Annotated in this window: 21 protein-coding genes; 6 read left to right on the forward strand and 15 right to left on the reverse strand. The window is 55.6% G+C overall.

Going from position 1 to position 25,115, the window contains the following annotated elements; genetic code table 11:
• Nucleotides 1-37: 37 nt before the first annotated feature.
• From IEW12_RS06605 to IEW12_RS06615, 3 genes are read right to left on the reverse strand one after another with little or no spacing between them, the layout of a single operon-like run.
• A complete protein-coding gene (locus tag IEW12_RS06605) occupies nt 38-391 on the reverse strand; it encodes a GIY-YIG nuclease family protein (RefSeq protein ID WP_188565137.1) in 354 nt (117 codons plus the stop codon).
• On the reverse strand, nt 378-965 hold the full coding sequence (locus IEW12_RS06610) for a hypothetical protein (protein ID WP_188565138.1): 588 nt from the start codon (nt 963-965) through the stop codon (nt 378-380). Before IEW12_RS06610 ends, IEW12_RS06605 begins: the two co-directional genes overlap by 14 nt.
• Nucleotides 962-1,807: an SDR family oxidoreductase gene (locus tag IEW12_RS06615; RefSeq protein ID WP_188565139.1), complete on the reverse strand. Its 846-nt coding sequence runs from the start codon at nt 1,805-1,807 to the stop codon at nt 962-964. The genes IEW12_RS06610 and IEW12_RS06615 overlap by 4 nt, the downstream gene beginning before the upstream one ends.
• A 508-nt stretch (nt 1,808-2,315) precedes the next feature.
• Here IEW12_RS06615 and IEW12_RS06620 point away from each other — a divergent pair.
• On the forward strand, nt 2,316-3,869 hold the full coding sequence (locus IEW12_RS06620; protein WP_188565140.1) for a long-chain-fatty-acid--CoA ligase: 1,554 nt from the start codon (nt 2,316-2,318) through the stop codon (nt 3,867-3,869).
• Between the two features lie 180 nt (nt 3,870-4,049).
• Nucleotides 4,050-5,003, forward strand: coding sequence for an alpha/beta fold hydrolase (locus tag IEW12_RS06625; protein ID WP_188565141.1), 954 nt, complete (start codon nt 4,050-4,052; stop codon nt 5,001-5,003).
• Between the two features lie 35 nt (nt 5,004-5,038).
• Here the strand turns inward: IEW12_RS06625 and IEW12_RS06630 are convergent, their stop codons facing one another.
• From IEW12_RS06630 to IEW12_RS06645, 4 genes are all read right to left on the reverse strand, one after another.
• Nucleotides 5,039-6,640 carry a DUF4435 domain-containing protein gene (locus IEW12_RS06630; RefSeq protein ID WP_188565142.1) on the reverse strand — a complete coding sequence of 534 codons (1,602 nt, stop codon included), beginning with the start codon at nt 6,638-6,640 and terminating at the stop codon, nt 5,039-5,041.
• Nucleotides 6,641-6,786: 146 nt separating this feature from the next.
• Nucleotides 6,787-7,422, reverse strand: coding sequence for a LysE family translocator (locus IEW12_RS06635; RefSeq protein ID WP_188565143.1), 636 nt, complete (start codon nt 7,420-7,422; stop codon nt 6,787-6,789).
• A 153-nt stretch (nt 7,423-7,575) separates the two neighbouring features.
• Nucleotides 7,576-7,833, reverse strand: coding sequence for a glutaredoxin 3 (grxC, locus tag IEW12_RS06640; RefSeq protein WP_188565144.1), 258 nt, complete (start codon nt 7,831-7,833; stop codon nt 7,576-7,578).
• A gap of 111 nt (nt 7,834-7,944) precedes the next feature.
• Nucleotides 7,945-8,481, reverse strand: a complete 537-nt coding sequence (locus tag IEW12_RS06645; protein WP_188565145.1) for a carboxymuconolactone decarboxylase family protein — start codon at nt 8,479-8,481, stop codon at nt 7,945-7,947.
• Nucleotides 8,482-8,617: 136 nt separating this feature from the next.
• On the opposite strand from IEW12_RS06645, the gene IEW12_RS06650 reads away from it, so the two are divergent.
• Nucleotides 8,618-9,553 (forward strand): AraC family transcriptional regulator, encoded by a 936-nt coding sequence (locus tag IEW12_RS06650; RefSeq protein WP_188565146.1) that lies wholly within the window; start codon nt 8,618-8,620, stop codon nt 9,551-9,553.
• A gap of 15 nt (nt 9,554-9,568) precedes the next feature.
• Here the strand turns inward: IEW12_RS06650 and IEW12_RS06655 are convergent, their stop codons facing one another.
• The 4 genes from IEW12_RS06655 to IEW12_RS06670 form a co-directional block, all read right to left on the reverse strand.
• Nucleotides 9,569-10,966 carry an FAD-containing oxidoreductase gene (locus IEW12_RS06655; protein ID WP_188565147.1) on the reverse strand — a complete coding sequence of 466 codons (1,398 nt, stop codon included), beginning with the start codon at nt 10,964-10,966 and terminating at the stop codon, nt 9,569-9,571.
• A gap of 77 nt (nt 10,967-11,043) precedes the next feature.
• The gene (locus IEW12_RS06660; RefSeq protein ID WP_188565148.1) at nt 11,044-12,087 is read right to left on the reverse strand and encodes an alpha/beta fold hydrolase; all 1,044 of its coding nucleotides are present in this window, start codon (nt 12,085-12,087) and stop codon (nt 11,044-11,046) included.
• 185 nt (nt 12,088-12,272) lie between these two features.
• Entirely contained in the window at nt 12,273-13,037 is a 765-nt protein-coding gene (locus IEW12_RS06665; protein ID WP_188565149.1) for an SDR family oxidoreductase, read from the reverse strand.
• Between the two features lie 219 nt (nt 13,038-13,256).
• On the reverse strand, nt 13,257-13,991 hold the full coding sequence (locus IEW12_RS06670) for an SDR family oxidoreductase (protein ID WP_188565150.1): 735 nt from the start codon (nt 13,989-13,991) through the stop codon (nt 13,257-13,259).
• Between the two features lie 96 nt (nt 13,992-14,087).
• Between IEW12_RS06670 and IEW12_RS06675 the strand changes: the two genes are divergently transcribed.
• From IEW12_RS06675 to IEW12_RS06685, 3 genes are all read left to right on the forward strand, one after another.
• The gene (locus IEW12_RS06675; RefSeq protein WP_188565151.1) at nt 14,088-15,020 is read left to right on the forward strand and encodes an AraC family transcriptional regulator; all 933 of its coding nucleotides are present in this window, start codon (nt 14,088-14,090) and stop codon (nt 15,018-15,020) included.
• 64 nt (nt 15,021-15,084) lie between these two features.
• The gene (locus IEW12_RS06680) at nt 15,085-15,576 is read left to right on the forward strand and encodes a MarR family winged helix-turn-helix transcriptional regulator (RefSeq protein WP_188565152.1); all 492 of its coding nucleotides are present in this window, start codon (nt 15,085-15,087) and stop codon (nt 15,574-15,576) included.
• A gap of 147 nt (nt 15,577-15,723) precedes the next feature.
• Nucleotides 15,724-16,908, forward strand: a complete 1,185-nt coding sequence (locus IEW12_RS06685; protein WP_371874517.1) for an MFS transporter — start codon at nt 15,724-15,726, stop codon at nt 16,906-16,908.
• A 35-nt stretch (nt 16,909-16,943) separates the two neighbouring features.
• On the opposite strand, the gene IEW12_RS06690 is transcribed toward IEW12_RS06685, so the two are convergent.
• The 4 genes from IEW12_RS06690 to IEW12_RS06705 all read right to left on the reverse strand — a co-directional run bounded on the left by IEW12_RS06690 (nt 16,944) and on the right by IEW12_RS06705 (nt 25,032).
• Entirely contained in the window at nt 16,944-17,273 is a 330-nt protein-coding gene (locus IEW12_RS06690) for a plasmid stabilization protein (protein WP_188565154.1), read from the reverse strand.
• 149 nt (nt 17,274-17,422) lie between these two features.
• Nucleotides 17,423-18,001, reverse strand: coding sequence for a YdeI/OmpD-associated family protein (locus tag IEW12_RS06695; protein ID WP_188565155.1), 579 nt, complete (start codon nt 17,999-18,001; stop codon nt 17,423-17,425).
• A 67-nt stretch (nt 18,002-18,068) separates the two neighbouring features.
• On the reverse strand, nt 18,069-18,905 hold the full coding sequence (locus tag IEW12_RS06700) for a CheR family methyltransferase (RefSeq protein ID WP_188565156.1): 837 nt from the start codon (nt 18,903-18,905) through the stop codon (nt 18,069-18,071).
• A gap of 10 nt (nt 18,906-18,915) precedes the next feature.
• Nucleotides 18,916-25,032 (reverse strand): HAMP domain-containing protein, encoded by a 6,117-nt coding sequence (locus tag IEW12_RS06705; RefSeq protein ID WP_443098504.1) that lies wholly within the window; start codon nt 25,030-25,032, stop codon nt 18,916-18,918.
• Nucleotides 25,033-25,115: the final 83 nt, after the last annotated feature.

The following is a 25,115-nucleotide window of genomic DNA, read 5'->3' on the forward strand; positions in this document are numbered from 1 at the left end:
GGAGAATTTGGTTCTCCGGGCTTTTTTTATTGCTGCTTTAACTGTTGTATAGCTTCTCCACCAGTGCCGGATTGTTTTCGCGCCACTGCTTCAGCATTTCGGCAAGTGCCGCCGCATAATCAAAATCCGGCTCTGCCCTTTCCTCCAAAGGCTGCAACACTTCCATCACAAAGCCGGCGTCGCCGTATTGCTTCCAGTCTTGCTGCATCGCCTTGCATCGATGATTGCCGCGCACCAGCTCAAAACGGTGGCGGTTCAACATGCTGGTGGTATTGGTGCTGATATCCACATAGCAGGCGCCGGTAGCCAGGTTGCGTATCACATACAGGCCATGCGGCGGCAAAGCCATCTTGTAGGCAAACTTCAGTTGCGATTTCCTAAGCCTGTCCATGCCCGCCTCCCTGCTTGCCTGCTGCATCTGCTGCATCTGCTGCGAGTGCCGGTCGCCTGGCACGCAAGCGCTGTTCGCTCAGGTGCTGCCAGGCCTCGCTACCGTAGCCGGTAACCAGATTGCGGCCTATGCTATCCCATGCGGCATCATCCGGGTCCAGGCCCAGATGCCGCAAATAATGTTCGCTGGTGACGACAAACTGGCGGCGGTAAGGCAGCAGATAACGGCGAGCCTCATTGTTCAGGCATTCCAGCGCCAACTGGTAATCGGCAAACCAGTGGTTCAGGAAAACAGCGCCTTCTGATTCGCACCAGAATTCGCCGACATCATCACCCGGCCTGGCCTCGCCGCCCAGCACCATGCGCGCATGGTCCCATTGGGTAAAGCCTGCTTCGGCAGCGACGATATTCAGGCAATGCTTGAGCTGCCATTCATCCGGCAGCGGCCAGCGGCGCTTTTTGCTGATGCGCTGCGCGCGGGCCAGTGCTTGCAGCTGCACACTTTCCAGCGCATTGAGCAACAAGCGCGCACGGGTTTTCAGTTCGTTCAGGGTGGCGTTCAGGACGGCGTTCATGGTCCCACTCCAAAATCGGCAAACGGCTGGCCCGCCAGCACCGCCCGGTGCCTTCCTTCTATCCAGGGCAGGCTCTCTGCATGCGTGAGCCAGTAAAACGGCGGCGGATCGTCATCGTCTATCAATTGCGCCAAGACCCTTGCAGCAAAGTGTTCGGCTGTTTCCGCAGTTTTCATCGCCTGCTGCAGCCACGTGGAGAAAGGGTCAGTCGGGCGGGTCTCTGCAGCAGTTTCTCCGCTGCTTTTGATGCCGCTTTTAATACTGTTCGCAGCGATATTGCTTTGCACCAGGCCGGGGCACAGCGCATGCAGCGCGACGCTGCTTCCCCTGCTCTCATAGTGCAGGCTTTCCAGCGCGCTCAGCAAGGCGGATTTGGTGGCACGGTACAAGGCCGCGCCGGGATAGCATTGCAGCGCGGCGGTGGAGACCGTTGCGACTGCCTTGCCCTGGCCCGCCACAAGATGCGGCCACCAGCAGCGCAGCGTGTGCAAAACGCCGATCACGTTCACGTCCCAGGCGCGCTGCCAGGCGGGCAAGGGTGCCGACAGCATGCTGCCGGGCGCGCCGGTTCCTGCGTTCGCAAAGACATACTGTACCGGCCTGTGGGCCAGGCTATCGGCAAGCTGCTGCATGCCGGCTATATCGGTGACATCGATCTGATGGGCGTGGATGCGCGGCAAACCGGCCAGCGCGCTGATATCGCAATCGATGGCAAGCACGTCGATTTGCCGTGCCGATAAAGCCAGGGAAAGTGCGTAACCTATGCCTGAACCGGCGCCGGTCACAATCGCTAAGGGACTATCTGGATGCTGCGGGGTATAAGGGTGCTGCTGGGATAACATGACAATGCTCCTGTTCGTTTTTTGGCTACCCCGCTGTCGCCAAACGAAACACGCGCTTATCATATCAATGACATCAAGAATGAAAGATGAGCAATCCTAGGGTGAGAGCCTCTTGTGCGGGCAGGCGTCCCTAAACACCTGAAGCCGGAGTGTATGCCAAGTTGACGGCATCGGTCAACACCTGCACGAGCTTGGATGCCGGCTCCGTTGTTTCTGCATGCTCGCAACACTGCCGGCTTTGCCTGAGTTTTAGGCAGGATAACAATATTATTTAAAATCAAGCACTTGAATACAAGCAATCCAACTTATCCACAGGATTGCTCACATTTTTTGTGAGTAAATATCGCACGAACAGGCAGTCATGCATTTTTTGCACAGGCTGTCAACGCGTTCGGGTAGAATCATTTCAACCGACGCCAGATCGGTAGCGCAGGAGTTCATCCACCTGACGCACATCAGTCGCACATAAAAAAACAGGGAAATCCCACACTGTCGACAGGAGACCAGCATGATCAATTACGCAGCCAACCTCAGCCGCAATGCGACGCTGATGCCGAATAAAATCGCACTCTGCTTTGGCGATACCACCATCAGCTATGCGCAACTGGACGCTGCCACCAGCCAGGTAGCCAATGGCCTGGCCGCACTGGGCATAGGCAAGGGCGACAAGGTCGTACTGTCCTGCCCCAACCTGCCCTACTTCCCCATCATCTATTACGGCGTACTGAAGCTGGGCGCGGTGCTGGTGCCGATCAACGTGCTGCTGAAAGCGCGTGAAGTGGCCTACCACCTGCAGGACTGCGACGCCAAGGCATTCCTGTGCTTTGAAGGTACGCCAGAACTGCCGATGGGCAAGGAAGGCTGGGAGGGATTCCAGCAAACGCCGGGCTGCGAACATTTTGTGATGATCACCGCCAACCCTGCTTTGCCATCGCCAATTGAAGGCTGCAGCACGCTGGGCATGCTGATGAAGAACCGCTCGCCGGTGTTTGACATAGAACTGACCGATGCCAACGATACCGCCGTCATCCTGTATACCTCCGGCACCACCGGCACGCCCAAGGGCGCAGAGCTGACGCACTCCAACATCCTGATGAATATCCACATCTGCCTGCACCTGATGAAGATGGACAGCCGCGATACGCAATTGCTGGTGCTGCCGCTATTCCATACTTTCGGCCAGACCGTACAGATGAATGCCTGCATCGCCGCCGGTGCAACCATGGTATTGCTGGCGCGTTTTGATCCGGATGCCGCCCTGGCTGCGATGGAAAAGCACAAGGTCACCATCTTTGCCGGCGTGCCGACCATGTATATCGCGCTGCTGAACCTGCCCGGCGCAGAACAGCGGCACGACCTGAAAGAAATTGCCTCCCATCTGCGGCTGGGCGCATCCGGTGGCGCGGCGTTGCCGGTGGAAGTAATACACCAGTTTGAAGAAAAATTCGGCATCAAGATCCTGGAAGGCTACGGCCTGTCTGAAACCAGCCCGGTTGCCACCTTCAGCTATATGGATGTGCCGTCCATTCCCGGCAGCGTAGGCCAGCCTGCGCTGGGCGTGGAAGTACGCATCGTCAATGAAAACGACGAACCGCAGCCACCCGGCGAGCGCGGCGAGATTGTCGTGCGCGGCCACAATGTGATGAAGGGCTACTACAAGCGGCCGGAAGCAACTGCCGAGGCGATACGCAATGGCTGGTTCCATACCGGCGATATCGGCAAGACCGATGAGCAGGGTAATTTCTATGTGGTAGACAGGCTGAAGGACATGATCATCCGTGGCGGCTTCAACGTCTATCCGCGTGAGCTGGAAGAAGTGCTGATGAGCCACCCTGCGCTGGCCCAGGTCGCCGTCATCGGTGTGCCGCATGATACGCACGGAGAAGAAATCAAGGCCGTGGTCACACTGAAACCCGGCATGCAGGCTACATCGGAAGAACTGCTGGCCTGGGGCAAGGAAAAAATGGCAGCCTATAAATATCCACGGATAGTAGAAGTAGTCGCTGCATTGCCGATGACTGCAACCGGGAAAATATTGAAGCGGGCTTTGAAGGCAAATTGATATGTATTGAGGGCGTGCCGGCAATGTAGACCAACATTCTAGCATTGCCCGTAAAATTGCACGTAAAATCTACCGGATAAACATCCTCAAAGATACCAGCATGGTGCCAAACTGAATAAAGCGGCTATTTCCTCTACCCGAAAAATAGGCAGAATACTTGCAGCAACGGTGCTGCTCCTGATGTTTTCCCTCTTCGCACTGGTGCTGCTCGCCGTCACTTACAGCATGCTGCACCAGAGCGAAGACCGGCAGCAAAGCAAGCCTGTCGGCGGCTTTTACGTGGCCGCCGCAGACTCCAGGATATTCGTGCAGACGATGGGTAAAGAAGATGCGCCCGCCATCGTGTTTGTGCATGGCACCGGCGCGTGGAGCGAGATTTGGCGCAATTCAATGAAGGTTGCCGCCAGGCGCGGCTATCGCGCCATCGCCATTGATTTGCCGCCTTTCGGCTATTCCGTGCCGCCGGCATCCGGCAAATATGACAAAGGCGCGCAAGCCACCCGCATTCTCGCCGCACTGGACAGCATGGGCGTGCAAAAGGCCGTGTTTGTCTCGCACTCGATAGGCTCCGCCCCGCTGATGGAAGCCCTGCTGCGCGAACCGCAAAGGGTCAACAAACTGATCCTGATCTGCGCCGCGCTGGGCCTGGATACGGAGCAAACCGATGGCGCCGACACTGGCTTGCAACATGCGCTGCGCCATCAATGGCTGGCGCAGACGCTGAGCGCCGCGATGCTGACCAACCCGGCATTTACCAGCACGCTGATGAAATCCTTTGTCTCCGACAAGGAGAAGATCACACCAGCCTGGGTGGAGGTTTACCAGCAACCACTCTCCTTGTCCGGCACTTACCAGGCAGTGGCACTATGGTTGCCTGAATTGCTGGCCGAGCGGGGCACCTGGCTTAGCGACAAGCTGGATTCTTACCTGGCAGTGAAATTTCCGGTACACCTGATCTGGGGGAAGGAAGACACGATCACGCCGCTATCGCAGGCAGTGCACTTGAAAGCCTTGCTGAGCAATGCGGAACTGACCGTTATCCCCGGCTCCGGCCATGTGCCCATGGTGGAGAGAACGGCAGAGTTTGAAAAAGTGCTGGATGCGTCTCTGGTTCAGGATGAACCGGATCCGTAAACCGTTTACGAATCTTATATGTTTAAATCATAACCTCATATTTGGGGAACATATTGCTTCATACCTGCCAACACATCTTCTCTTTCATCGGAATTCAACATCCGCAGCACAAGTTTTTCATACCCATTTTTACCTAATTCGAAAATTGAACTAATACTCGAAACTAATCCTTTATTATTGTAATACTTCAGAATTTCATTCAAATTGCCGTTAGCGACCAAATTTGTGTAAAGAACTAAATTCTCTTCAAATATAACATCTACATTAATCGAAGCTACTGAGTCAGCTATAGATTTTTTTATGGCGTCCAAACCTTCTATTTTCGTATTTATTTGCCTCAATTTATCTTCAACGATGCGATAGGTTCTTTGAGACACCTGTCGCATGACGTCATTCTCAAGAAGTTTTTTCGCCATTTCAGTCGCTCGTTTTACGACGTCATCTGGATCAATAAGTTGATTTTTTGCGACAAGACGTAAAATCTCTTCACTAAGTAAAATGTTTTCAATCTCGGCTACATTGATACAGTGCACGCCTGATTCCGCCAATCCTTTAATTTCGTCATCAGTTCTGTAGTCTCTATCAATAAGGCCGAATACGTTTATATGATGGAATGCGGCATTAAGACGCAAGGCTCTTGAAGACTCGATCACCTTTTGACAGCCGTTTCTCGGAACCACATGATGGTTTCTATATATCGACTGATAAATGGAATGATCTTTTCCTCCTTTTTCGCCCTCTACAAAGACAATAGTCCGCCTATTCCCCAATAATTCGAGCAAAAGACTTTCAGGGAACTCGTCAATTTCCGGCACCACCTCCCAGCTCCATCTATTTCCTCCGTCAAACTCTCGAATCCAAATACTGGTCGTACTTATTCTAGTAGAAGCAAAATTCAAATCGTGAGTGATGTATACAAACAGACAATCAGGCTGCGCCTCTTCAAGCTTGTTCCACAACGATTGCATTATTGACGAATGAAGGTGAATTTCTGGCTCATCGATGATTAAAATTGAATCAGGTGGTGCACATAAACATTGCCCCATTAAATACAAGGCAACCCGTTCCCCATCACTCATTTCTTTGCCGTGATATTCCTGGCCTAGTGCTACATGCCTAACGCTAACCTTTCCGTCTTCGAGCTTTAACGCTCTATGAGGAAGGATTTCGCTCCAAAGATCCACCAATTTTTCAATTGGTCCATCAGGCACAGGTACATATTGTTGTTTTTCACGGGTTTCAGCAGTATGTCTCCGATCTCTGTCTGCATTCCGCGCAAATAAAGTCGAGAGAACTTTCCCATAATCGTTTTGCATATGAGTTTCTGGACGGTTTCCCCATCGATGCCCCCACTTATGTTGAATATTCGCGAATCTTGGGTCTTCGTTCCCCCATAACAAATCGTTAGCAGACTGCTCCAAAGATTTAACAATTGCGAATTCGGGTAAATCCAGTGCCCTCTGTGCAGAAACTCGGTGAACAATTACACCCTCCGGGGGATTTTTTTCTATCCATGCTCCTAGACGACTCTTACCGGAACCATTAGCACCGACTATAACCACAGATCCATTGTGCTCAATTTCTCTATTCCCACTGCCATCTGGCATAGGAAGGAATAATTTCAATTTTTTATTCATAGGTATAAGGGATATAAGTTTGTTGCAAATTTTGAGAATGAAAGTATGACTAAACTGGGTACCTATCGAGTCCTACATCAATAACTCGAAAATAAAATCTTTGAATACAGTCGTATTACGCCTGAAGGATTCTCAGTCTATCAAAGCTAAACTTCTGCAGCCGTCACCACCAGCCGCAAGCCCAGCAAACCCATCACGCCGCCTGCCACCCTGTCTATCCATGCCTTATAGCGGAGATAGGCATCACGCGGTGAGCTTGACGACAGCACCATCGCGACGATGCTGTACCAGCCGGCTTCGATGATAAAAATAATAACGGGCAGTACCAGGATCAGCGCCAGCGGTACCTCGCGAGGCAACAACGATGCGAAGATACTGGCATAGTAGATGGCCGTTTTGGGGTTGCTGAGCTGCGTACCCAGGCCCAGCAGAAAGGAACGTTTTGCACTGCTGCGCGGCACCTGTTCACCGTCGGCCGCCATCGTCAACGGTGCATTGGCACCTTTCCAGATCCGGTAACCCAGATAAGCCAGGTAAACACCGCCGGCAGCTTTCAATACCATATACAGCACCGGCACTGAAGCCAGCAAGGTTTGCATGCCCAGCAGCGCGGCAGTGCCGAACAGGCTGCCGCCTATGCCCATGCCCAGCGCTGCCGCCAGGCCATTGGCGCGCGCGGAGGTGACTGCGGTACGCGCAACCATCACAAAACTGGGGCCGGGGCTCATCGCGCCTATCGTGATGGCGCCGCTGATGCTGAGGATTACTATTGCTGCGTTCATGCTGGCCTGCTCTTTCGCGTTTAGGTTCGCCGGCATCTGCTTGCTAGCATGAGCCGGGTTGGTGCGAAAGATTATAGACCGGGATGGGACTTGTGTATTTATGTATCAGCCGGCTATCGGATAGCCTGAAGTGGCGCCCACATCCTAGTCAAATCAAAGCATCGTGTCCAGCTTGCCCTGCCTGTCCAGCGCCAGCAGATCATCATAGCCGCCGACATGCACATCGCCGATAAAGATCTGCGGCACGGTGCGGCGCCCGCTGCGGGCCATCATTTGCTGCAATTGCTCATAGTCGCTGCCGACATCAATCTCGGTCATCGCAGCGCCCTTGGCGCCCAGCAGGTGCTTGGCCATCACGCAATAAGGGCAGGTGTTGGTGCTGTAGACGGTTACTGTTGCTGTGGTTTCCATATATCCTCCATTAATTTCATCAAGCCATGTCCGGGTGCGGTGCAAGTAGGGTCACACTGCTCCCGGATGTGTTCTTGTCATGCATTAGTCATCCTAATCAGCCCAATCAGCTTAGTCAGCCGCTGGGAAATCAAGAGTAGTATCATTGATGCGGTTGAAGATATTGGTGAAGGTGATGGCAGCAATAACCATGGAGGTATCCGCAATCTGCGTATCACTGATACCAGCCGCTTTGACGGCAGCCAATACTTCTACAGGCACAGTACCGTGGGCAGTGATCAGATAACGCGAGAAACTTGCCAGCGCATCATTGTGCACATCGCCAGAAGGCTGGCCATGGCGGATTGCCAGGATAGCTTCGCGGCTCAGGCCCGTTTTTTTACCGAATACGGTATGGGCAGCAATACAATAATCACAATTCACTGCTTCGCTGACGGCCAGTTTGATCACTTCGATATCCTTGGCATTGAGGCTGCTTTTTTTCAGAGCGCCATCCAGTGTCAATACCGCTTCCAGTGCAACCGGGCTGTTGTTGCCCAGAGAAGCGTAGGCATTTGGCACCATTCCGACTGCGCTTTTAATCGCGCCAAACAATTGAGCAGCTTGGCCAGTGGCTTCGGATACAGGTTGGTTGAAAAGACGTGTCATGATAATTCCTTAAAAAGTTTGAGAGTTTTGCGATGTCAACGTCGTGTTGGCATGGAGGAAGTATAGGCAAGGACCATGTATTTTTTAATGCTTGAAAAGCGCTATAATTTGCTCAAACGTCTCAAACATACTCATTATGGATACTTTAAGCCACTTGCTGGCGCTCTACCCCCTGCGCACTGCTCTGGACGTACGCTGCCATTTCAAAGCTCCCTGGATACTGGATCATGATGGGGTTCTCTTGGGAATTGCGCCGTATCACCTGATTGTCAGTGGCACGGCCTGGCTGGATGCGGCCAGAGAAAAAGGCATTGCATTGCAGCCCGGCGACATCATTGTTTTTCCAAAAGGAGATGCGCACCGGCTGCACATGGATGCCGAAGCAGGCGGAGCGCCATGGCACGAGCCGGATAAATCGCAATCCGTGACCTATATCAGCAATACAGGCCAGGGCCCGACCACCGATATCTTGTGCGGCGAATTCAGGTTTGATGCCGAGGCCTCGGCAGTGCTATTGAATGCCCTACCCGATGTGATGCTGGTGCGCACCGCACAGCGGCCGGATTTTGCCGGCCTGCAGACATTGATGACGATGCTGCGCGTGGAAACCGAAGCGATGCGGCCCGGCGCTACCGCAGTGGTATCGCAATTGTCGTCCGCGCTCTTTACGCTGGTAATACGGGCCTGGATGGAGCAGGCGCAATCCGCATCCGGCCTGCTGGCGGTGCTGGCCGAAGAACGCCTGCAGGGCTTGCTGCAGGAGATACTGGCCGCACCGGAAAAACCCTGGGAACTCAAGGATATGGCGGCAGCCTGCCACATGTCGCGCGCTACCTTTGCGCGGGTATTCAACAAGGTGGCAGGCATCACGCCGGCCACGTTGCTGCTACAGATACGCATGGCGCAGGCGGCGCAGTGGCTGGCGCAAGGCCGGCGTTCCGTGGGTGAAGTTGGAGAAGCGGTCGGCTACCAATCCGAGGCGGCCTTCAACCGGGTATTCAAGCGCAGCTTCGGCGTGGGTCCCGGCCAGTACCGGCGCGATTCCCGGCTTGCAGAGCAATCAGCTACATAAGCCTAGCCGCCGGCATTACTCCAGCGGCTTCAAATCCCCCAGCATGGTAGGAATCAGCTCGGACACGGTGGGATGGATGTGCATTGCATGGGTGATGGTCGTATACGGCGCGCCCGCATACATCACATCCATGATGCAGTGGATCGCCTCATCGCTTTCTATGCCGAGCAGGCTGGCGCCCAGTATCTTCTTGCTGGCGGCATCCACCAGCACGCTCATGAAGCCCTGGGTTTCGCCGCGCTCTTTTGCCCGCCCTACCCGCGTCATCATCATCTTAGCCTTGAGTATCTTGCGCCCGGTGGCGCGCGCTTCCTGCTCGTTCATGCCCACCCGTGCCAGCGGCGGATCTATAAACAAGGCATAGGCCGGGATGCGGTCGGTCACCTTACGCTCTTCCTGCTCCAGCAGATTGGCGGCCACGATTTCATAATCGTTATACGAAGTATGTGTGAATGCGCCGCGGCCATTCACATCGCCCATCGCCCAGATGCCGGTGACATTGGTGTGCAACTGATCATCCACGGTAATAAAGCCGCGCGCATCGGTGGCGATGCCGGCCTTATCCAGCCCCAGGTCCTGCGTATTCGGCACGCGGCCCACCGCCAGCAGCATGTGCGAGCCGCTGATTTCCTTGCGCACTGCGGCTCCATCGGCAGCATAGCTGAGCACGACGTCCTTTCCATTCTTGCGCAATTGCAGATTCTTGGCATTACAATGTACGGCGATACCCTCTTTTTCCAGTATGGCCTGCACTGCAGCCGACACCTCGGGATCTTCGCGGCTGATCAGGCGCGAGCCGTTTTCAAACACGCTCACCTGGCTGCCGAAGCGGCGATACATCTGCGCAAACTCCAGACCTATGTAACTGCCGCCTATGATCAGCAGGTGCGGCGGCAGAAAATCCACGTCCATCATGCTGGAATTGGTCAGGTAGTCGATCTCGGCAAGGCCGGGAATATCCGGCACCAGCGCCCTGCCGCCTACATTGATGAAAATTTCCGACGCATGCATCTGGAATTGCGTATGCGCCGCGTCCACGCTCAGCGCATAGGGGCCGATAAAGCGCGCATGGCCCTCTATCACCGTGAGGTTGGGTGTGTTTTTGAGCCAGCTTGCAACGCCCTGATTGGAGTCGCGTACGACTGCATCCTTGCGAGCCTTCACCTTTTGCATATCCACCCGTACGCTGCCGTCTATCTGCACGCCATAATCGGCAGCATGGCGCGCGATATGGGCCGCGCGGGCGCTGGCAATCAGGGTCTTGGTCGGTATGCAGCCGACGTTGACGCAGGTTCCGCCGAATAATTTTCTTTCTATGATCGCCGTCTTGCGGCCGGATTTGGCCAGCTTTACTGCCAGAGAAGGACCGGCCTGGCCGGTGCCTATCACGATTGCATCGTATCTTGTGTCCATTCAAGCTCCGAGAAATTTAACTACTCAAGCATCAGACCATAGAAAACCGCTTACCGTTTCACGCGCCGCCACGACAATTATTTCAGCTCCTGCAAACCCGCCAGCAAGGCTTTATGAAAGCCCGCCGGATCTTCTATCTGCGGCGCATGCCCCATGCCGTGGAACTCTACCAGCTTGGCATTGGGTATCATTTTTGCGACCTGCTTGCCCAGCACATTGTAGCGCCCCACCTTTTCCTTGATGGCAGGCGGTGCGATATCGCTGCCTATCGCGGTCGTATCGGCATCGCCTATCAGCAGCAGCACCGGCATTTTCAGCAGAGGGAATTCATACACGACAGGCTGCGTAAAGATCATGTCATAGATCAACGCAGAATTCCATGCCACCAGCTTGTGGCCCGGCCCCTGGTTCAGCCCGGCCAGCATATCCACCCAGCGCTCGTATTCCGGCTTCCAGCGGCCTACATAGTAAGTGCCGAGTTCATACTTGCGCACGCCATCCGCAGACAGCTTCAGCTCGCGCTCATACCATTGGTCCACACTGCGGTGCGGCACGCCCAGCGCTTTCCAGTCTTCCAGGCCGATAGGATTGACCATCGCCAGTTGCTCTACCTGTTCAGGATACATCAGTGCATAGCGCGCAGCCAGCATGCCGCCGGTGGAGTGGCCCAGCACGGTGGCGCGCTGTACGCCCAGTTGCGCCAGCAAACCATGAGTATTGATCGCCAGTTGCTGGAAGCTATATTGGTAGCTGGCGGGCTTGGTTGAAGTACAAAAGCCGATCTGGTCCGGCACCACTACGCGGTAACCGGCGCTGCTCAGTTGCCTGATGCTCTCTTCCCAGGTGGCGCCGCAAAAGTTCTTGCCGTGCATCAGCACAACCGTGCGTCCATTAGCCGTGCCTGCGGCAGCGACATCCATATAACCCATTTTCAGGTGCTGGCCCTGGCTGTCGAACTCATAGCTCTTCAAGGTATAAGGATAGGCAAAGCCCTGTAGCTCAATGCCATAGGAGGGACTGGAGGCGCTTGCCTGAGCGGAGGACTGTGCCTGCGCATTCGCGCCGGACAAGGATACTGCCAGCAACAGGCTGGAAAGTAATAGGGAAAGGGAACGAGGCATAAGGGCTCTCTGGGAATAAACAATAGGTGGTCGTTGTGAATGCAAACAGGCGACTGATCCTATAGGACCAGCCGCCATGCTGAGCAAGCTTGCGTCGGCAAGCTGCACTTTATCATTGCGTCCATCCTTTTGCAGGACTCACGCAGGATACGTGCAGATGCAAAGCTTGCTTACCTCTACTTTTCTCAAGTGCGGGTAATGGAAGCGCCGCCATCCACCAGCGACGCCGTGCCGGTCACAAAAGAAGAATCATCGGACGCCAGGTACAGGACCGAGCGCGCCAATTCTTCCGGTTGCGCTGCGCGTTTCAAGGCATGCAGGCCGGTAATGAAGGCTTGCGATTCCGCCGTGTCGTTCATGTCGCGATACATGTCGGTATCCACTGCGCCCGGCAATATTGCATTGACGCGTATGCCTTGCGGACCGAACTCCGCTGCCAGTGCTTGCGTCAGGCCGATCAGGCCGGATTTGCTCGCTGCGTAGGCTGCCACACCGGGAAACGCAAAGCTATGGCCGACAAAGGTGGAGGTAAAGATGATGGAACCGCCGCCGTTCTTTCGCATTGCTGCAATCTGATGCTTGGCGCCCAGGAAACCGCTGGTCAGGTTCACATTCAGTGCATTGATAAAGCCTTCTGCCGACACGGAGGTGCTAGGTCCCATTTCGCCCAGAGTGCCGGCATTATTAAACGCAACATCCAGATGGCCGAACTTGCTGACAGCCAATTCCACCAATGCTTGTGCATAAGCGTCAGACTGCACATCGCCAGCCAGCGCCACTGCACTGCCGCCGGCAGCAACGATCTCGGCAACCAGGCTATCCAACTCTGCCTGGCGGCGTGCACCCACTACCAGCTTGGCGCCTTCCTGCGCAAACAGTTTGGCTGTTGCACGGCCTATGCCTGAACTGGCGCCGGTGATGATGGCTACTTTTCCATTTAAGCGATTCATGATGTTCCTCTTTCTGGTCGGTGAAGATGGTGCGCCAGAGCCCAATGGCTGCAGCGGCAAACCAGGCTGAGGTATTTGTCCTGACACCCGGTGTGTGAAGCCACTATATGCTTCACAAACACCGGCAACAATGATCAAGATATTCACGAACAATTCAGGATTTGTGAATTTCAACCAAGAATCTACAAAACGCTGGAACAGGAATACGAGTTAGCCCGCTTACATCAGTGCAACAGCGTCAGCGCCGGCAGCAATGCGCAGCGGAGATGATGGATCGGTAGCGGCACGCCACACCGCTTCTGACACATCCTGCATCCGGGTAACAACAGTCGACTGCCCCCACTCCTTAAAGACGCTCTGCGCCAGGTCGACATATGCTTCGGGGATGCCATTTTGCATACGCGACTGTGCATTTTCACCAAAGCGTGTATCTGGAGCCCGTCCCGGCAGCACCAGACACACCCGCACGTTGAATTGCTGCAATTCCAGCGCAAGAGACTCCGTGAACGCATTGACTGCCGCCTTGCTGGCCGTGTATATCGACAGCAGCGGGAGTGGCTTCAGCGTGACACTGGATGTGACATTGACGATAACGCCAGCCTTCCTTTGCCTGAATTGAGGTAATACTGCTTGTACCATCGCCATACTACCAAGGGTGTTTGTTTCGAAAATCTCGCGGGCTGTAGCCATTGAGGTGCCTTCCAGCGCCCCAAGTACGCCTATTCCTGCATTATTGACCAGCACGTCAATGGGGCCGGCAGCTTCTACCGCCTGCCTTATGCTATCCGCGTCAGTAACGTCAAGCGCAAGCACGCGCAGGTGCTCTGAACGTGGCAGGACTTCTTCGCGCGGCGTGCGCATCGTGGCGATGACCTTCCAATCGCGATCGAGAAAGTATTGGGCAGCGTCGAGGCCAAAACCGGACGAGCATCCCGTGATTAAAACCGTTTTCATTAAATCTCCATGTAATTTGCGACACAGCCACTATAGATTGCCAAAGCCGGACTTGCTACAATCCACAATCCAGAATTCATTCGCAGGAGTCCGAATATGATTGACCCGCTAGCAGAGGTTGTCGGCCTCCTCCAGCCACGAGCTTCATTCTCAAAGGTCGTCAGCGGCGCGGGTTCCTGGCGGGTGCGCCGCTCGGAAGCCGGACAGCCCTTTTACTGCGTGATACTCGACGGTTCATGCAGCCTGGCGGTTGATGGGCATGAAATGATCACGCTCCAGGATGGAGATTTTGTACTAATCCCTGCGGCATATGGTTTCACGATGTCCAGCCTGGAGCCCGCCCCAGCGGAGGAAGCCGATACTGCCCCAGTTGCGCTGCTTCACGGGGAGTTCAGGCTCGGGACGCAAAATGTGCCGCCTGATATCTTATTGCTGGTGGGTCACTGCGTCTTCGGCTCGCCAGATGCAGCCTTGCTGGTTTCGCTGTTGCCGCAACTTGTGCATGTTCGCGGCGAGAAAAGACTGACCACCATCGTGCAACTGGTAGGTGAAGAATCACGCACACTAAAACCCGCGCGAGATGTCGTCCTGGCGCGCCTGCTGGAAGTGCTTCTGATTGAAGCCCTTCGATCCATGGCCGGCATTACGGCGTCGCCGGGTCTGTCACGCGGGCTTGCCGATGAACGCCTGGCGCTTGCAATAAAATGCATGCACGAAAGCCCTGCCCGGCGCTGGACGGTTGCGCAACTGGCGAAAGAGGCCGCACTGTCACGCTCGACCTTCTTCGAGCGTTTCAACCGTGCTGTGGGCGTGGCACCGATGGAATACCTGATCGCCTGGCGCATGGCAATGGCCAAGAACCTGTTGTGGCGCAAGCAAGCTGGTGTCGCCGAAGTGGCGGAACGCGTCGGCTACAGTTCGGCAAGCGCATTCAGCGTTGCATTTACCCGCCATGTCGGGCTGCCGCCAACACGTTATGCGCGGGAACAGACGGAATCGCAACATCGCGTCGGATTTGCTGGAAATTAGGTGCATATACACTATAATTTAATCAAACCTTTTCCATGACACGCCCGCCCACAATTCAGCCACCATGCCCATCGCCACGCCTAGCGCCACTGAATTATCCTCGCCGGGCTGTACTTGCTCTGCATTGCGCAAGCTGACGCGTACGGTCACGCGGCTATATGATTTTCATATGCTGCAGGCTGGCCTGAAGACGACCCAATACTCTTTGCTGCGGCATGTCGCTTACCAGGCGCTGCCGGTCGCCGAGCTGGCGCTGCAGATGCGTGCCGAGCGCACCACGTTGACACGCAACCTGAAGCCTTTGATAGACGCAGGCTGGGTGACACTGCTACCGGGCCAGGATGCGCGGCAGCGCATCGTTACCATCACCGATACAGGCCGCAGCAGCATCAAAGCCGCAAAGCAAGCCTGGCGCGTGGCGCAAACAGAACTGGAGCAAACGCTGGGCATGGACATGGTGCGCGCGCTGCACCTGGACGTGGACACTGCACTGGAGCAACTGCATCCTTTGATAGAGAAAATAGAAAAGAAGAGTCCAAAATCAGCAGATAACTAAGCAGATAAGTTATAACAAACCCCAGAGATGGAAGAGACCATGCAAACCAACACAGAAAGCCTCACCGCCTCCCCCGCCCCTTCCCCAGCAATCACGGTACAACCCAACGCCGGCTGGCTGCTGATAGTTTCTGCTGCCGCCATCCTTATGATTACGATGGGCGCGCGCATGACGACCGGCCTGTTCATCTCGCCTTTGAATACCGCCACCGGCCTGGGCATAGTCACAATCAGTTTCGCTGCCGCCATTGGCCAGTTCGTGTGGGGCGCGGCGCAGCCCATCTGCGGCGCGATCGCCGACAAGTATGGGCCGGTAAAGGTAATCATCGTCGGTGCATTTTTGCTGGCGGCCGGCACTGCGCTGACGCCCTTTGTGCGCTCTGAATGGTCGCTGCTGCTGGCGATGGGTGTGCTGAGCGCGGCGGGAGCCGGTGCAGGCAGTTTCTCCATCCTGATTGGTGCGACTGCGCAACGCCTGCCACCCGAAAAACGTGCATTTGCTTCCGGCTTCATCAATGCCGGCGGCTCTTTCGGACAATTTGTGTTTGCGCCCTTGATGCAGGCCATCATCAGCAGCGCAGGATGGATCGCGGCGATGCTGACGCTGGCTGCCAGCACGCTGCTGACGATACCGATGACTTGGGCCTTGCGTAAGCCGCAGGCAGTTGCCGTGCCCGGGCCTGCAGCGGCAAGTGCGGCCGTACCTGCCGCCGCCGGAATCGGGCTGGGCGAGCAAATCAGGATAGCGCTGCGCAACCCCAGCTACTGGTGCCTGCATGCAGGCTTTTTCACTTGCGGCTTCCACATTGCTTTCCTGGTCACGCATCTGCCGGGCGAAGTGGCGCTGTGCAACCTGCCGGCCAGCGTATCTGCCACATCCCTGGGGCTGATCGGCCTCTTCAATATCATGGGCAGCCTGACAGCCGGCGCGCTGGGTTCACGCTACCGCATGAAGTCGCTGCTGGCGCTGATGTATTTCAGCCGCGCAGTCATTATCGTCGCCTATCTGCTGGCGCCGAAAACTGCGCTGACTTTCTATATCTTCGCCGCGACGCTGGGCTTCACCTGGCTGGCCACGGTGCCGCCCACTGCCGGCCTGGTCGGCAAGCTGTTCGGCCTGCGCTACCTGGCCACGCTGTTCGGGCTGACCCTGCTGTCGCATCAGATAGGCGGCTTCTTCGGCGCATGGCTGGGCGGCATTGCCCGCTTCCAGAGCGGCAACTATAACTGGATGTGGTACGCCGATATCGCGCTGGCGCTGCTGGCCGCATTGGTGAATCTGCCTATCAAGGAGGCGTTGGTCGTACGCACGCCTGCGGTCGTTGCGGCTTAAAGGGAACCTCGAAAACCTTGAGTATTGCGGTACGTCTATTTCTTATTGACCGCATGCTGCAGTTGTTCCTTGTTCATGCCGGAACGGCCCTTGATGCCTTTGCTCTTGGCCTCGTTATATAGCTGTGCATAAGTGCGTCCGGCAGCGCCGGTGTGCGAGCGCTTGCCGCCCCTGTGCGACGCAGATACATCGTCAAGACTGGATTTGCTGGCGGTTTTGGATTCGCCATGCTGCGCACGTTCCTTGTTGACTGTGCGGGCGGCGATCTCTTCAGCCCGCTCGGTGCTACCGCCTCTTTCCTTGACGCTTTGCTTGATGTGCTGATACTGGCGTTCCCGTTTATTACTCCACGCATTCCTAGGCATGATGATCTCCTTGGCTGGTTTCAGCTCAGAAAGTGCCGCTCACGAAGTGGCAACACCTATAAACCGAAATATTCAGCTTAGGACACGGCAAAAGTGAAGTAGATAAGACAAATTCACTCCACCTTGTAGGAATGGAGGAAACGCAACAACTAATCGTCCAGGCCTTTTCCCTCAAGAATTTGCGGCATGCATTTCTCCACCCTGGACTCCCTGGTCTTGGATTGCTTGGCACCGGAAAAATGTAATAGATAAGCTCTTTGCCTTCCTGGTGTCAAAGCCTCAAAAGCGGTTTTTAACTTTGGAAACTCCTTCAATTTACGCTGAAATTCTTCAGGCATATTGAATTCCTCGGTTTTCTTGAAAGGAACCTGCAAGCCGTCTTTTTCTACTTTAATGGCTTCCTTTATATAGGACTTCAGCACGGCTTGCAGCTTGCTCACTTCCTGCACACTGGTAAAGCGTATCTGGCGTGACGCCTGTGTGTTCTCGGTCTGCGTGATCAAGACATTCTTGGCATCCTTCAACAATGCCCCTTTGAAAAACAGGATTGCGCAGTATTCTTTAAACCCGTGAATCAACACCACGTTCTTATCCTGGAAGGTGTAGCACGGGACGCCCCATTTCAATTCCTCGGTCAGTTGGCAGCCGAGAATGATTTCCCTCAAGGCCTCAAACTCTTCCTTCCATTTTTTCGACTTACTCAAGAACGCATCAACCTTAGGGTTCATTGTCGGGATACTCCGAAATAAAAATATCTCATGGTTTCTTTTAAAAAAAGCACTTGCACCGGTCCGGTTAGCCGTTCCGCCTGTAGATGCCGTGCTCGGCCACAAGCGGCTTATAAGTCAAGGAAAAGGGAACGGTCTCGAGTTCGCTTGTTTCTCCTTTGACCGGCACAAGGGCCAGCATGCCAAAGGCTGTGAGGCTATCGGTAAACAAGCGTAGCGCGCGCCACCGCAAACCGATACCGAAATCGCTTAAAGTTTCGCAACAGATAATCAGTTCAAATTCATTGAAAGACGTGTCGGTGACGAGGCTGAACTGAGACCATGTGATGTTTCTCAGCAGCGGCTCTTTCAATAAAAAGCGGCCATCCTCCAATGTCAGATAGTCGCCAAGGCTGTGCTGGCCGCCGCTGCCCCTGTAGTTCTTTTCATATGCGGCCAATTTGTCAGCCGCAAAGCCTGTGCTTCTGATTTCCTGAAGCAGGCATTCGTTCGCTACGGTCACATAAATCTGCGTTCTGTCATACAAATGCTCTTCCTCCAGCAAAATGGCCAGCGTGTACACTTCTTCGATACTGGCGCATTCGGCCAGCCATATCCTTGGCAGCGCGTGCGATCTCAGCCAGGGCCGCACCTGCTGCCGTAGCGACAGCAGGCGAGCCGGATCATCAAACAAGGCAGTCGGCCGCAAGACCAGATTGCGTAATAGCAGTTCTCTCTTTCCGCCATCATGCAAAATGATGTTTTGCAGCGCTGAAACTGTCGCTATGTCATGGCCCCTCATGAATTTGCCGAGCTTGGCCATCAGCACGGCGCGGTCAAAGCCCCGGAAGTCGTCTCCCATGCAGCGATAGATCGCCTCCAGCAACAGGTCCAGCTCTATTTCTTCCACCACGGATGCATTCATCGGCGGCAACCTATTCTGTGAGCCAGACTCGCATCAAGGACAGCAATTGGGCGCTATCCACCGGCTTGGTAATATAGTCGGACGCTCCGGCCTCAAAACATTTGTCCCTATCACCCTTCATCGCCTTGGCCGTCAGTGTAATGATGGGCATGGTCTTGAATTCGGGGATTTTACGTATGGCGCGCATCGTGTCGTAGCCATCCATTTCCGGCATCATGATGTCCATCAGCACGATTTCTATCTCGGGATCCTGTTGCAGCAGCTCAATGCCATCCCTGCCGTTTTCAGCAAAAACGACTTGCATGTCCTGCCTTTCCAGCACCGTGGTCAGCGCAAAGATATTGCGCAAATCATCATCGACCACCAGCACTTTACGGCCGGCCAGGCCGCTTTCGGACGCATGCATATCTTCCAGCATGCGCCTTTGCAGTTCCGGCAGATTGGCCGGAGACCTGTGCAGGAACAATGCCGTCTCATCCAGCAGGCGTTCCGGCGAGCGCGCATCCTTGACCACGATCGTCTTCGCAACCTTGCGTATCTTGGTCACTTCCTTGCGAGACAACTCCTTGGCGGTATAGATAATGACGGGCAAGTCCCTCAGCTTCTTGTCCTTGCTGATCATTTCCAGCAATTCAAAGCCGTCGATATCCGGCAGCGTCAAATCCAGTACCATGCAATCAAAATGCGTCGATTTCAGCGCATCCAGGGCTTTCTGGCCGCTTTCCACTGCAGTGATCTGCACGTCATTCTCGCCGATCAGCTCGATGATGCGGCGGCGCTGTAAATCTTCGTCTTCCACCACGAGCAGGCTGCGTTTTCCGCGCGCCAGGAATTGCTGGATGCGGTTGAACTCCTCTTCCAGCCGCTCGCGTTTGATCGGCTTGGTCAGGTAAGAGATGGCGCCGTGCTGCAACCCCCGCTCGCGCTCGTTGGAATTGGACATGATATGGACGGGAATATGCCGGGTTCCCGGATCGCGTTTTAATCTGTCCAGTACCGTGAATCCGTCGCAGTCCGGCAAATCGATATCCAGCAGGATGGCAGTCGGCGTGTAGTCGCGCGCCAGCGTCAGTGCGGCATCACCGCTATGGCTGACGATGCCCTTGAAGCCTTTTTCCCTGGCATAGGCCAGCAATATGGCGGCAAACCGGGTATCGTCTTCGACTATCAGCAAGGCCGGGTCGCCGGCGGCGATGATATTCCTGTCGTCCTGCGCCGGCTCCCCCTCTTCATAACTTGATGCGATCGAGAGCATTTCATTGCCGGTACCTTTGGCAATATGGCCGGCAGGTATCGCGTGGTTTTCCAGCTCCCTGGTTTGCGCCAAGGGCTGGGCCGCCATCGCATTTTGCGGCTGAACATAACTGATAATTCCACCACCGCTATAAGGAAGGAACAAGGTGAAGGTACTGCCCATCCCTACCGTACTGGTGACGCGGATTTCCCCTCCCAGCAAACGTGCCAGTTCGCGGCTGATGGACAATCCAAGGCCGGTACCGCCGTATTTGCGGGCGGTGCTACCGTCTGCCTGCTGAAAGGCTTCGAAGATCAGTTGCAGTTTATCGCTGGCGATACCCACGCCGGAATCGGTGACTGAAAAAGCCAAAACGGCATCGGCATGGCTTAATTGCGGGTGATCTGGCGTCCAGCCCGACTGCACGACACCGATGCTGAGCCTTACCTCGCCATGCGCGGTAAATTTGAAGGCATTCGACAACAGGTTTTTAAGAATCTGCTGCAAGCGCGTGGTATCGGTACGCATGGACGCAGGCAAACCCTGATCGAGAGCAATGGAAAAATCGATCTTCTTCGCTTCGGCCATGTGGCGGAAAGTACGCTCCACATAAGAAGCCAGGATGGGGAAACGTGATTCGCTGAGTTCCAGCGTCACCGTGCCGGACTCTATCTTGGACAGATCAAGGATATCGTTGATCAGCGTCAGCAAGTCGCTACCGGATCCGAATATCGTCTTTGCATATTCCACCTGGTTGCCGGACAAATTTCCATGCGGATTGTCGCTCAATTGCTGCGCCAGTATCAACAGGCTGTTCAATGGCGTACGCAGCTCATGCGACATATTCGCCAGGAACTCTGATTTGTATTTGGACGATAGCGTAAGCTGTGTGGCCTTCTCTTCCAGCGCGATCTTGGCCTGCTCCACTTCGCGGTTCTTGCGCTCCACCTCGATATTCTGATCGGACAGCAAGCGTGCTTTCTCTGCCAACTCCTGATTGGTCTGCTGCAGTTTCTGCGCCAGAGACTGCGACTGTGTCAGCAAGCTTTCTGTACGGCTGTTGGCCTCAATCGTATGCAGCACCACGCCTATCGATTCCATCAATTGGTCCAGGAAGCCCATATGCGTTTGCGTAAACCTGTCCAGCGATGCAATCTCGATCACCGCTTTCACCTGTTGTTCAAACAGGATAGGCAATACGACGATATTGGTCGGCGGCGCCGCACCCAGGCCGGAAGAGACCTTGATATAGTCGCGCGGCACATTGGTCAGCCATATCCTTGTTTTTTCGACCGCGCACTGGCCGACCAGGCCTTCGCCGGGCAGGAAAGACGTAGGCAATTTGGAACTGGAGCGATAACCATAGCTGGCGATCATTTCCAGCAAAGAGGTATCGTTGGACGAATCCATCATGTAGAACACGCCATGATGCGCCGATACCAGCGGGGCCAGTTCGGACAGGATGAGCTTGGTCACCGTACCAAGATCCCTTTGCCCTTGCAGCAGCCGGGTGAAGCGCGCCAGGTTGGTTTTCAGCCAATCCTGTTCCGCATTCTTTTGCGTGGTTTCTTTCAGGTTGCGGATCATTTCATTGATATTGTCCTTCAGGTCGGACACTTCCCCCCGCGCCCTCACCTGAATGGAGCGCGACAAGTCACCCCGGGTCACCGCGGTTGCAACCTCGGCAATCGCGCGCACCTGCGTACTCAGGTTGGCCGCGAGCTGGTTGACGTTTTCCGTCAAATCCTTCCAGGTACCGGATGCACCCGGCACACTGGCCTGGCCGCCCAGCTTGCCTTCCACGCCGACCTCGCGCGCCACTGTTGTCACCTGATCGGCAAACACCGCCAGCGTATCCGTCATCTCATTGATCGTATTGGCCAGCGACGCGATTTCACCCTGTGCGGCCACGGTCAGTTTTTTCTTCAAGTCGCCGTTTGCCACCGCCGTTACCACGCCAGCGATACCGCGCACCTGCTCAGTCAGGTTGGCCGCCATGAAGTTGACGTTCTCGGTCAAATCCTTCCAAGTGCCGCCCACGCCCTTCACTTGCGCCTGGCCGCCCAGCTTGCCCTCGGTGCCCACTTCCCGCGCCACCCGCGTTACTTCGGACGCAAATGAACTGAGCTGATCCACCATCACGTTAATGGTGTCTTTCAGCTCAAGAATCTCGCCCTTCACGTCCACCGTGATTTTCTTGGACAAGTCGCCGTTCGCCACCGCCGTGGTCACCTCGGCGATGTTACGCACCTGGCCGGTCAGGTTGGACGCCATGAAGTTCACGTTATCGGTCAGATCTTTCCAGGTGCCGGATGCGCCCGGCACATTGGCCTGGCCGCCCAGCCGTCCTTCGGTACCCACTTCACGCGCTACCCGCGTCACTTCCGATGCGAAAGAGCGCAACTGATCCACCATGGTATTAATCGTATCCTTCAGCTGGAGGATCTCGCCGCGCACGTCCACGGTAATTTTCTTGGACAAGTCGCCGTTGGCAACCGCCGTGGTCACATCGGCAATATTACGCACCTGCGAAGTCAGGTTACCCGCCATCGAGTTCACCGAGTCGGTCAGATCTTTCCAGGTACCGGCCACACCCGGCACATTGGCCTGGCCGCCCAGCTTACCCTCGGTACCCACTTCACGCGCCACCCGCGTTACTTCGGACGCAAACGAGCTGAGCTGATCCACCATCACGTTGATGGTGTTCTTCAGTTCCAGGATTTCGCCCTTCACGTCGGCGGTAATTTTCTTGGACAAGTCGCCATTCGCCACCGCTGTCGTCACCTCGGCGATGTTACGCACCTGGCCTGTCAGGTTGGACGCCATGAAGTTGACGTTTTCCGTCAGATCTTTCCAGGTGCCGCCCACGCCTTTCACGAAAGCCTGGCCGCCCAATTTACCCTCGGTACCGACTTCGCGCGCCACCCGCGTTACTTCCGACGCAAATGAGCTGAGCTGGTCCACCATCACGTTGATGGTGTCTTTCAGTTCCAGAATCTCGCCCTTCACGTCCACCGTGATTTTCTTGGACAGGTCGCCATTCGCCACCGCCGTCGTCACCTCGGCAATGTTACGCACCTGGCCGGTCAGGTTGGACGCCATGAAGTTCACGTTATCGGTAAGATCTTTCCAGGTACCGGCAACACCGGGCACGTTCGCCTGGCCGCCCAATACACCCTCGGTACCCACTTCACGCGCCACACGGGTTACTTCAGACGCAAACGAGCTGAGCTGATCCACCATCACGTTGATCGTATTCTTCAGCTCCAGGATCTCGCCCTTGGCGTCAGCCGTAATTTTCTTGGACAAGTCACCATTCGCCACCGCTGTCGTCACGTCCGCGATATTCCTCACCTGCCCGGTCAGGTTACCCGCCATCGAGTTCACCGAGTCGGTCAGATCCTTCCAGGTGCCGGCAACCCCAGGCACATTCGCCTGGCCGCCCAGTTCGCCCTCGGTACCGACTTCGCGCGCCACCCGCGTTACTTCGGAGGCAAACGAACTGAGCTGATCCACCATCACGTTGATGGTGTTTTTCAGCTCCAGGATTTCGCCCTTGGCATCAGCAGTGATTTTCTTCGACAAATCGCCGTTCGCCACCGCCGTCGTCACGTCCGCGATATTCCTCACTTGCCCCGTCAGGTTACCCGCCATCGAGTTCACCGAGTCGGTCAGATCTTTCCAGGTACCTGCAACCCCAGGCACGTTCGCCTGGCCGCCCAGCTCACCCTCGGTACCGACTTCCCGCGCCACCCGCGTTACCTCGGACGCAAATGAGTTCAATTGATCCACCATCACGTTGATGGTGTTTTTCAGTTCCAGGATTTCGCCTTTTACGTCCACTGTGATCTTCTTGGACAAGTCGCCATTCGCCACCGCCGTGGTCACCTCGGCGATATTGCGCACCTGGCCGGTCAGGTTACCCGCCATGGAGTTCACCGAATCGGTCAAATCCTTCCAGGTGCCGCCTACGCCTTTTACCTGCGCCTGGCCGCCCAGCTTGCCCTCGGTGCCCACTTCCCGCGCCACCCGCGTTACTTCCGATGCAAATGAGCTGAGCTGATCCACCATCACGTTGATCGTGTCTTTCAACTGCAGAATTTCGCCCTTGGCGTCGGCTGCAATCTTTTTCGACAAGTCGCCGTTCGCCACCGCCGTGGTGACCTCGGCGATGTTACGCACCTGGCCGGTCAGGTTGGACGCCATGAAGTTCACGTTATCGGTCAGATCCTTCCAGGTGCCGCCCACGCCCGGCACATAGGCCTGGCCGCCCAGCTTGCCCTCGGTGCCCACTTCACGCGCCACCCGCGTCACCTCCGACGCAAATGAGCGCAACTGATCCACCATGGTATTGATCGTGTCTTTCAATTGCAGGATCTCGCCGCGCACGTCCACGGTAATTTTCTTGGACAAGTCGCCATTGGCCACCGCTGTCGTCACGTCGGCGATATTGCGCACCTGCGAAGTCAGGTTACCCGCCATCGAGTTTACCGAGTCGGTCAGGTCTTTCCAGATACCCGCCACGCCCGGCACATTGGCCTGGCCGCCCAGCTTGCCCTCGGTGCCCACCTCCCGCGCCACCCGGGTTACTTCGGATGCAAATGAAGAGAGCTGGCTCACCATGGTATTGGCGGTAGTTGCCGCGCTCAGGAACTGGCCCTTCAAGGCGCTTCCATCGACTTCCAGCGCCATGCTCTGTGACAGATCGCCCTTGGCCACCGCACCGATCACGCGCGCCATCTCGGTCGTCGGGCGCACCAGATCGTCAATCAGGGAATTGACGGAATTAACAATCGTGCCCCAGTCACCCTCCGCCCTAACCGAAGTGGCCCGCTGCAGCAAGCGCCCCTCCTGCCCCACCAGTTGGCTGACGCTCAAGATGCCCTGGGTCATATGCGCACTGTTTTCAATGATTTCGTTGAGTGTGTCGGCAATCTTGCCGCTCAGCCCAGTCAGGTCGGACGGCATCTTGACGG

This window comes from Parundibacterium terreum (assembly GCF_014636315.1).
Classification (GTDB): domain Bacteria; phylum Pseudomonadota; class Gammaproteobacteria; order Burkholderiales; family Burkholderiaceae_D; genus Undibacterium; species Undibacterium terreum.

Bases quoted from the DNA above. Each gene is read 5' to 3' on its own strand.
- IEW12_RS06605 (WP_188565137.1), bottom strand. From the start codon at position 391: ATGGACAGGCTTAGGAAATCGCAACTGAAGTTTGCCTACAAGATGGCT.
- IEW12_RS06610 (WP_188565138.1), bottom strand. From the start codon at position 965: ATGAACGCCGTCCTGAACGCCACCCTGAACGAACTGAAAACCCGTGCG.
- IEW12_RS06615 (WP_188565139.1), bottom strand. From the start codon at position 1,807: ATGTTATCCCAGCAGCACCCTTATACCCCGCAGCATCCAGATAGTCCC.
- IEW12_RS06620 (WP_188565140.1), top strand. From the start codon at position 2,316: ATGATCAATTACGCAGCCAACCTCAGCCGCAATGCGACGCTGATGCCG.
- IEW12_RS06625 (WP_188565141.1), top strand. From the start codon at position 4,050: ATGTTTTCCCTCTTCGCACTGGTGCTGCTCGCCGTCACTTACAGCATG.
- IEW12_RS06630 (WP_188565142.1), bottom strand. From the start codon at position 6,640: ATGAATAAAAAATTGAAATTATTCCTTCCTATGCCAGATGGCAGTGGG.
- IEW12_RS06635 (WP_188565143.1), bottom strand. From the start codon at position 7,422: ATGAACGCAGCAATAGTAATCCTCAGCATCAGCGGCGCCATCACGATA.
- grxC (WP_188565144.1), bottom strand. From the start codon at position 7,833: ATGGAAACCACAGCAACAGTAACCGTCTACAGCACCAACACCTGCCCT.
- IEW12_RS06645 (WP_188565145.1), bottom strand. From the start codon at position 8,481: ATGACACGTCTTTTCAACCAACCTGTATCCGAAGCCACTGGCCAAGCT.
- IEW12_RS06650 (WP_188565146.1), top strand. From the start codon at position 8,618: ATGGATACTTTAAGCCACTTGCTGGCGCTCTACCCCCTGCGCACTGCT.
- IEW12_RS06655 (WP_188565147.1), bottom strand. From the start codon at position 10,966: ATGGACACAAGATACGATGCAATCGTGATAGGCACCGGCCAGGCCGGT.
- IEW12_RS06660 (WP_188565148.1), bottom strand. From the start codon at position 12,087: ATGCCTCGTTCCCTTTCCCTATTACTTTCCAGCCTGTTGCTGGCAGTA.
- IEW12_RS06665 (WP_188565149.1), bottom strand. From the start codon at position 13,037: ATGAATCGCTTAAATGGAAAAGTAGCCATCATCACCGGCGCCAGTTCA.
- IEW12_RS06670 (WP_188565150.1), bottom strand. From the start codon at position 13,991: ATGAAAACGGTTTTAATCACGGGATGCTCGTCCGGTTTTGGCCTCGAC.
- IEW12_RS06675 (WP_188565151.1), top strand. From the start codon at position 14,088: ATGATTGACCCGCTAGCAGAGGTTGTCGGCCTCCTCCAGCCACGAGCT.
- IEW12_RS06680 (WP_188565152.1), top strand. From the start codon at position 15,085: ATGCCCATCGCCACGCCTAGCGCCACTGAATTATCCTCGCCGGGCTGT.
- IEW12_RS06685 (WP_371874517.1), top strand. From the start codon at position 15,724: ATGATTACGATGGGCGCGCGCATGACGACCGGCCTGTTCATCTCGCCT.
- IEW12_RS06690 (WP_188565154.1), bottom strand. From the start codon at position 17,273: ATGCCTAGGAATGCGTGGAGTAATAAACGGGAACGCCAGTATCAGCAC.
- IEW12_RS06695 (WP_188565155.1), bottom strand. From the start codon at position 18,001: ATGAACCCTAAGGTTGATGCGTTCTTGAGTAAGTCGAAAAAATGGAAG.
- IEW12_RS06700 (WP_188565156.1), bottom strand. From the start codon at position 18,905: ATGAATGCATCCGTGGTGGAAGAAATAGAGCTGGACCTGTTGCTGGAG.
- IEW12_RS06705 (WP_443098504.1), bottom strand. From the start codon at position 25,032: ATGACCCAGGGCATCTTGAGCGTCAGCCAACTGGTGGGGCAGGAGGGG.